Source organism: Streptomyces sp. CB01580, from assembly GCF_001905795.1.
Lineage (GTDB): Bacteria > Actinomycetota > Actinomycetes > Streptomycetales > Streptomycetaceae > Streptomyces.
Map to the genome: position 1 here is coordinate 1 of NZ_LIXJ01000065.1, position 6,067 is coordinate 6,067.

The following is a 6,067-nucleotide window of genomic DNA, read 5'->3' on the forward strand; positions in this document are numbered from 1 at the left end:
GAGCACGACGGGACGACGGGGACGACGACGGGGACGACGGCGGCGGGGCTTCGGCGGGGGACGATGCGGGGACGGACATGACGAAGGTGCTCCTCGCGGTGTCGGGGTCGATGCGTGCTCGTGCCCCTCCCGGCGACGCCCGCCGGTCACGGCACTCGCGGGTGTCAGACGGTGTTCCGGTACGGCGGCATGAAACGCATCCGCGGCATCTGGTCGGCGAGCACTCCCCCGTCGACGACGATCCGCGCCCCGGTGAGGTACGCCCCCGCGTCCGAGGCGAGCAGCAGCAGCGCGCCCACGCACTCGTCGGGCCGCGCGTAGCGGCCGAGCGGGATGCGCTCGCGGTACGCGGCCTCGAACGCCTCCCGGTCGAAGGGGAATTCGCCGTCGATGGGGGTCTCGACCATGCCGGGGGCGAGGGTGTTGGCGGTGATGCCGTGCGGGGCGAGCTCCACCGCCAGCGTCTCGGTGAGCAGTTGGGCGGCGGCCTTGGAGGCGTTGTAGTGGGTCAGGCCCGCCTCCGCCACCAGGGCGTTCTTCGAGGTGATGGTGATGATGCGGCCCGCGACGCGGTCCGCCGTCATGTGTTCGGCGACGCGCTGGCTGAGGAAGAAGACCGCGTCGACGTTGACCCGCATGATGTGCGACCAGCTCGCGGGCGTGATCTCGTTGAAGCGCTCCAGGGCGGCCGTGCCCGCGTTGTTGACGAGGATGTGCAGCGGTCCGGCCTCGGCGCGCACGGCGTCGACGAAGCCGGGCAGCGCGTCGATGTCCGCGAGGTCCTGTCCGCACACCCGGGCGCGGCGGCCGAGCGCCTCGACCTGTGCCGCCGTCGCGTCGATCCCCTCCGCGCCGGGCAGGTCGACCAGGACCAGATCGGCGCCCGCCTCGGCGAGCCCGACGGCGAAGGCCCGGCCCAGGCCCCGGGCTGCCCCGGTGACGACCGCGGTGCGCCCGGTCAGGTCGAAGCGGTCGGTGGGGCGGGACGGGACGGCTGCGGTCATGGCGGGGTCCTCCAGGCGGGGACGGCGAAGAACGGGGCGTACGGGGAGGGGGCCGCCGCGCGGGACACAGGGGTGGGTGCGCGGCGGCCCGGCTGCCGGTGCGGCGGACTCGGGCGGGGCGCCCGTCCGCCGCACCGGCAGGTTCACGGGAACGGCCGGATCGGAGGCTGCCGGGTGGTCTCGGGTCCGGGACCACCCGGCGGCCTCTCAGCCGTTCAGGCCCAACAGGTCCAGCGACGGCCGGTGAATGATCTCCTCCACCGCGTCCACGTCGAGCGGCGGCAGTCCCGGGATGCCGGGGACGCGGGCGATCTCCCGCAGCCCCCTCACCGAGTCGTCGACCGTCGTGAACGGGTAGTCGCTGCCGAACATCAGCTTGTGGAGGACCCCGTAGTCCTGGGCCAGCCGGAGGCTGTGCCAGAGCTGGAAGGGCCGGTAGTGCAGGGCGCTGATGTCCGCGTACACGTGCGGATGCTTGCGGATGACCGCGATGCACTCGCCCTCGAAGGGATGGCCGAGGTGCGCGAGGACCATCCGCAGTTCGGGGTGGCGGATCGCGACGGCGTCCAGGTGGCGGGGCATCGCCCACTCCAGGGGTGCCGTCGACACGAAGGTCGTGCCGGTGTGCACCAGGAGCGGGAGCCCGTGCCGTTCGGCGTAGCCGTACAGCTCGTCGTACTCCTCGGCGGCGGGGTCGAAGCCCGCGTACATCGGCATCAGTTTGATGCCGCGCAGGCCCAGTTCCTGGTGTCCGTACCGGAGTTCGTCCTGCCAGCCGGGCTGGGTGGGGTCGAGGGAGAGATACCCGACGAGCCGGTCCGGGTGCTCTCCCGCGTACGCGGCCACGGCCGCGTCGTCGACCCACAGTCCGCTGCGCCGCGCCTTGCCCCCGACGACGATCGTGCGGGTGCCCTCGGGGGCGGTGGCGGCGTACTCCTCCCACGTCACCGTCAGGTCGACCTCGCCCGCGTGGGCGCGGGCGGAGTCGGACCTGAACGGGTCGGTGAAGTCGTGGCTGTGCCGGAAGAGGTGCGAGTGGACGTCGACGATCATGTCCGGTTCCGCTTCTCCCAGCCGTCCGCGAACATGTTCCAGAACCGGTGGCTGGGCGGGTGCTCCTCGAAGACCTCGTCGACGAGTTCGACACCGAGCCCCGGGGCGGTCGGCAGGCCGATGTGGCCGTCGGTGATCGGGAGAGTGCCCTGGAGCGCGTCGAAGACGTAGTCCTCCAGGAGCCCGTCGAATGTCTCAAGGATCTTGAAGTTGGGGATGCCGAGCGTCGCGTGCACCGAGACCGTGGTGCAGAGCGGCGAGTTGGAGTTGTGCGGGGCCACCAGCATGCCGTGGGTGTCGGCGATCGCGGCCAGCTTCCTGACCTCGGTGAGGCCGCCGGCCATGGACAGGTCGGGCTGGATGATGTCGACGGCGTTGGTGGCGAACAGCTGCTTGTACTCGTAGCGGTTGTGGAAGTGCTCGCCGCCGGAGATCGGGAACGCGGCGCGCTGCCGCAGCTCCGCGTAGCGCTCGATGTGGGTCCAGGGCATCGGCTCCTCGAACCAGCCGATGTCGAACGGTTCCAGCTCGCGCACCAGGCGGGCGGCGGTAGGCATGGCGAACCGGGCGTGGCCCTCGATGAACAGGTCGACGTCCGGTCCGATGGCCTCGCGGACGGCGGCCACCAGGTCGACGGAGCGGCGCAGTTCCGCGCGCTCCAGCTCGTGCAGTCCGGGGCCGAACGGGTCGAACTTGAGGGCGGTGAAGCCCTTGGCCACGGTCTCCTTCGCCTTGGCGGCGAAGGTCTCGGGTTCGCGTTCGCCGGTGTACCAGCCGTTGGCGTACACGCGGACGCGGTCGCGGCAGGCGCCGCCGGTGAGGCGGTAGGCGGGCACCCCGAGCGCCTTGCCCATCAGGTCGTACATGGCCTGGTCGAGGCCCGACAGGGCGATGCCGCCCATGTCGCCGCCGCGCAGGAAGTCGCCCTGGTAGACGCGGAGCCACAGCTCCTCGACGTCGAAGGGGTCGGCGCCGATGAGATGCCGCTGGGCGATCGACTCGGTGAGGGCGCAGACCTCCCGGACCCGGTAGGGGTGGGTGATCTCGCCGATGCCGGACAGGCCCTCGTCGGTGTGCACCCGGACATAGCCGAAGTCGCGCCAGGCTGTGCCGAGCATCAGGGTCTCGACGCGGCTGATGCGTCCGGCGGGGCCGGCCGGGCGGCTGCTGTTGACGGTGAGCATCAGCGGGTCGCCCCGCCCATGGTGGAGGTGTTCTCCAGGTCGCGGGCGCCGCCCTCGTCGAGGACGGCCCTGACCGCCGCCTCGGTGCCCTCGACGAGGCGGTCCACGTCGGCGTCGGTGTGGGCGTAGCTGATGTGGCTGCGCTTGAGGTTGAGCGGCAGCTCGAACAGGCCGTGCTCCAGGAGCTTGCGGCGGTAGCCGACGAACAGGGAGGCGTCGTTGTTCAGCAGGTCCGCGTAGGTGCGGGGGGTCTCGCCGGGCATGAAGTAGCTGACGAAGACGGAGCCGTAGCCGGTGACGACGGCGGGGACGCCGAGGCGCTCGTACAGCCCGGTCAGTTCGGTGCGGACGCGCTCGCCGAGCCGGAAGACGTGCTCGTGCACGGGCTCCTCGCGGAGCTTGCGCAGGGTGGCGAGGGCGGCGGCGACGACGGACGGGTGTCCGTTGTACGTGCCGGCGAAGAAGGCGGGGGCGCCGGGGATGGTGGAGAAGAGGTCCATCAGGTCGGCGCGGCCGCCGATCGCGCCGACGGGGGCGCCGTTGGCGATGGCCTTGCCGAGGGTGGTGAGGTCGGGGGTGACGCCGGAGATCTTCTGCCAGCCGCCGATGTCGTGGCGGAATCCGGTGATGACCTCGTCGAAGATCAGGACGCTGCCGGCCTTGCGGGTCTCCTCGCGCAGCGTGGTGAGGAACTCCTGGTACGGCAGGAGCGTGCCGACGTTGTGCGGGACGGGTTCGACGATGACGGCGGCGATCTCGGAGCCGTGCTCGGCGAAGGTGCGGCGGACGGCCTCGCTGTCGTTGAACGGCAGGACGAGGGTGGCTTCGAGGACCTCGGGCAGGATGCCGGTGGAGATCGGGTCGTGGCCGCCGACCTTGTCCGGGGCGGAGATGACGTTGAGGCTGACGGAGTCGTGCCAGCCGTGGTAGCAGCCCTGGAACTTGACGACGAGGCGGCGGCCGGTGGCGGCGCGGGAGACGCGCAGCGCGTGGAACGTGGCCTCGCTGCCGGTGCTGGTGAGCAGCACCTTCTCGATCGACGGGATCAGCTCGGCGAGCTGTTCGGCGAGGAGGACCTCGCCCTCGGTGACGCCGACGCCCATGTGGCCGAGGGTGGTGCCGGCCTCGGCGGTGGCGCGGGCCACGTCGGGGTCGTTGTGACCGAGCAGCGGCGGGCCGAACGCCGAGTGGAAGTCGGTGTACTCGCGTCCGTCGGCGGTACGGAACCGCGCGCCGTCGGTGCCGGTGACGACGAGGTCGGTCAGTCCGGGAACGCTTCGCTGACCGCTGTTCACGCCGCCGGGTACGACCCGGCGGGCGCGCTCGGCGAGTCGGGCTCCGGATTCGTTGCCGGCCGGGCCTGAACTCATATCGCTTGCTCCTTGCGTCGATAGTCGTCGGTTGTCGCGGGCCCTGCCCGGCCCGTGAGTCCCTGGCGCCATCCGCCCGGCAGTCGCCGCAGGAAGAGAGTGATCCGTGTTGCGTGGGTGGTGCTCGCTTTTTCTGAACACTGTTCTGTAGAGCAGAACAGTTCCTGGATAGTACGTGGGCCACTAGGGGCGGTCAACCCCCTTTCGGACATCGAATCGTCGATTCTCAGCCTTTAGCAGGAGGGAGCCATCAAGAACCTCACGCTCAGGCACTAAACTGTTCTGCTATGACGAACAGCTCTGCCACAGAAGAACCGAAGTACTGGGTCAAGAGCGTGGCCAGGGCAGCGGACATCCTCGAAGCGCTCGCCGCCCCCACGCAGGGGAACGGCCTGAGCGTCACGGAGGTCGCACACGCCTGCTCCATCTCCAAGAGCGCCGCCTTCGGCATGCTCCAGACCCTCCGCGCCTACGGCCTCGTCTCCGACGACGGCGAGGGCATGAACCGCCGCTACCGGCTCGGCATGAGCCTGGCCCGGCTCGGCGACCGGGCCCGTGCGCAGGTCTCGCTGCGCGGGGTGGCCCGCCCCGTTCTGAGCGAACTCACCCGCACCACCGGCATGGCGTCCCGGCTCGCGATCCCCGAGGACGGTCACGCGGTCGTCGTGGACCAGGTCGAGCTCGACCAGCGGGTCCGCCTCGATCTGCGGATGGGCCACCGCGAGCTGCCGCACTGCACGGGCCTGGGCAAGGCGCTGCTGTCCGCCATGCCGCAGAGCGAGGCCGCCGCCGTCGTCGATCGGTTCGGACTGCCCGGCCGCACCTCCCGCACCATCACCGACCGGGACACGTTCCTGGCGCACCTGCGCGACATCGCCCGGGTCGGCTACGCCCTGGACGACGAGGAGGACGCCGAGGGCATCATCTGCATCGGCGCCCCCGTCCTCGACGACCGCTCGGTGTGCGCGGGAGCCGTCTCCATCACGGGTCTCAAGCTCGGCCTGCCGGCCTGGCGCTACCAGGAACTGGGCGGCCAGGTACGGGATGCGGCGCGGCGGATCAGCCTCTCACTGGGCTGGGTCGACGACGCGGAGGGCGCCGCGTAGACCTCCCGGCGACCCTCCCGGCACCGACGCCCGTCCGGCATCCGTCGCCGCCTGTCACGGCACCGGACGACGTACTCCGACAAATTCGGGTCTTGACCAATCGCCACAACCCGCCGTAGGTTCCCTGCCAACCGCGAGGACATCCTCCCGTCACTCGCGCTTCACTCCCTTCCGGTTCGCTTCCGACGCCTGCCCATCGCGTCCGGAACACCAGACGACCGGACCTTTGCAGCCATCCGCCTCTCGGCAGTCCACCGCAGGAACGCTCCCTCATTCCCGGCGCTTCTCGGAAGGCGAAGTCCGCATGAGCGTTCCGCACCACCCCACCGCCCCGTCGTCCCGTCGTGCTC

At 71.0% G+C, this 6,067-nt stretch carries 5 protein-coding genes; 1 reads left to right on the forward strand and 4 read right to left on the reverse strand.

Annotated elements, in window-relative coordinates:
* Positions 1-164 precede the first annotated feature (164 nt).
* The 4 genes from AMK22_RS36825 to AMK22_RS36840 form a co-directional block, all read right to left on the reverse strand.
* A complete protein-coding gene (locus AMK22_RS36825; RefSeq protein ID WP_073792072.1) occupies positions 165-1,004 on the reverse strand; it encodes an SDR family NAD(P)-dependent oxidoreductase in 840 nt (279 codons plus the stop codon).
* Between the two features lie 207 nt (positions 1,005-1,211).
* Positions 1,212-2,057 (reverse strand): amidohydrolase family protein, encoded by an 846-nt coding sequence (locus AMK22_RS36830; protein WP_073792074.1) that lies wholly within the window; start codon positions 2,055-2,057, stop codon positions 1,212-1,214.
* Positions 2,054-3,241, reverse strand: coding sequence for a mandelate racemase/muconate lactonizing enzyme family protein (locus tag AMK22_RS36835; protein WP_073792076.1), 1,188 nt, complete (start codon positions 3,239-3,241; stop codon positions 2,054-2,056). The genes AMK22_RS36830 and AMK22_RS36835 overlap by 4 nt, the downstream gene beginning before the upstream one ends.
* Entirely contained in the window at positions 3,241-4,611 is a 1,371-nt protein-coding gene (locus AMK22_RS36840; RefSeq protein WP_073792077.1) for an aspartate aminotransferase family protein, read from the reverse strand. Before AMK22_RS36840 ends, AMK22_RS36835 begins: the two co-directional genes overlap by 1 nt.
* 287 nt (positions 4,612-4,898) lie before the next feature.
* Here AMK22_RS36840 and AMK22_RS36845 point away from each other — a divergent pair, with 287 nt between their 5' ends.
* Positions 4,899-5,717, forward strand: a complete 819-nt coding sequence (locus tag AMK22_RS36845) for an IclR family transcriptional regulator (RefSeq protein WP_073792079.1) — start codon at positions 4,899-4,901, stop codon at positions 5,715-5,717.
* Positions 5,718-6,067 lie beyond the last annotated feature (350 nt).

What these genes read in the sequence shown, in the direction of transcription:
- AMK22_RS36825 (WP_073792072.1), bottom strand. Translation starts at nt 1,004, where the DNA reads ATGACCGCAGCCGTCCCGTCCCGCCCCACCGACCGCTTCGACCTGACC.
- AMK22_RS36830 (WP_073792074.1), bottom strand. Translation starts at nt 2,057, where the DNA reads ATGATCGTCGACGTCCACTCGCACCTCTTCCGGCACAGCCACGACTTC.
- AMK22_RS36835 (WP_073792076.1), bottom strand. Translation starts at nt 3,241, where the DNA reads ATGCTCACCGTCAACAGCAGCCGCCCGGCCGGCCCCGCCGGACGCATC.
- AMK22_RS36840 (WP_073792077.1), bottom strand. Translation starts at nt 4,611, where the DNA reads ATGAGTTCAGGCCCGGCCGGCAACGAATCCGGAGCCCGACTCGCCGAG.
- AMK22_RS36845 (WP_073792079.1), top strand. Translation starts at nt 4,899, where the DNA reads ATGACGAACAGCTCTGCCACAGAAGAACCGAAGTACTGGGTCAAGAGC.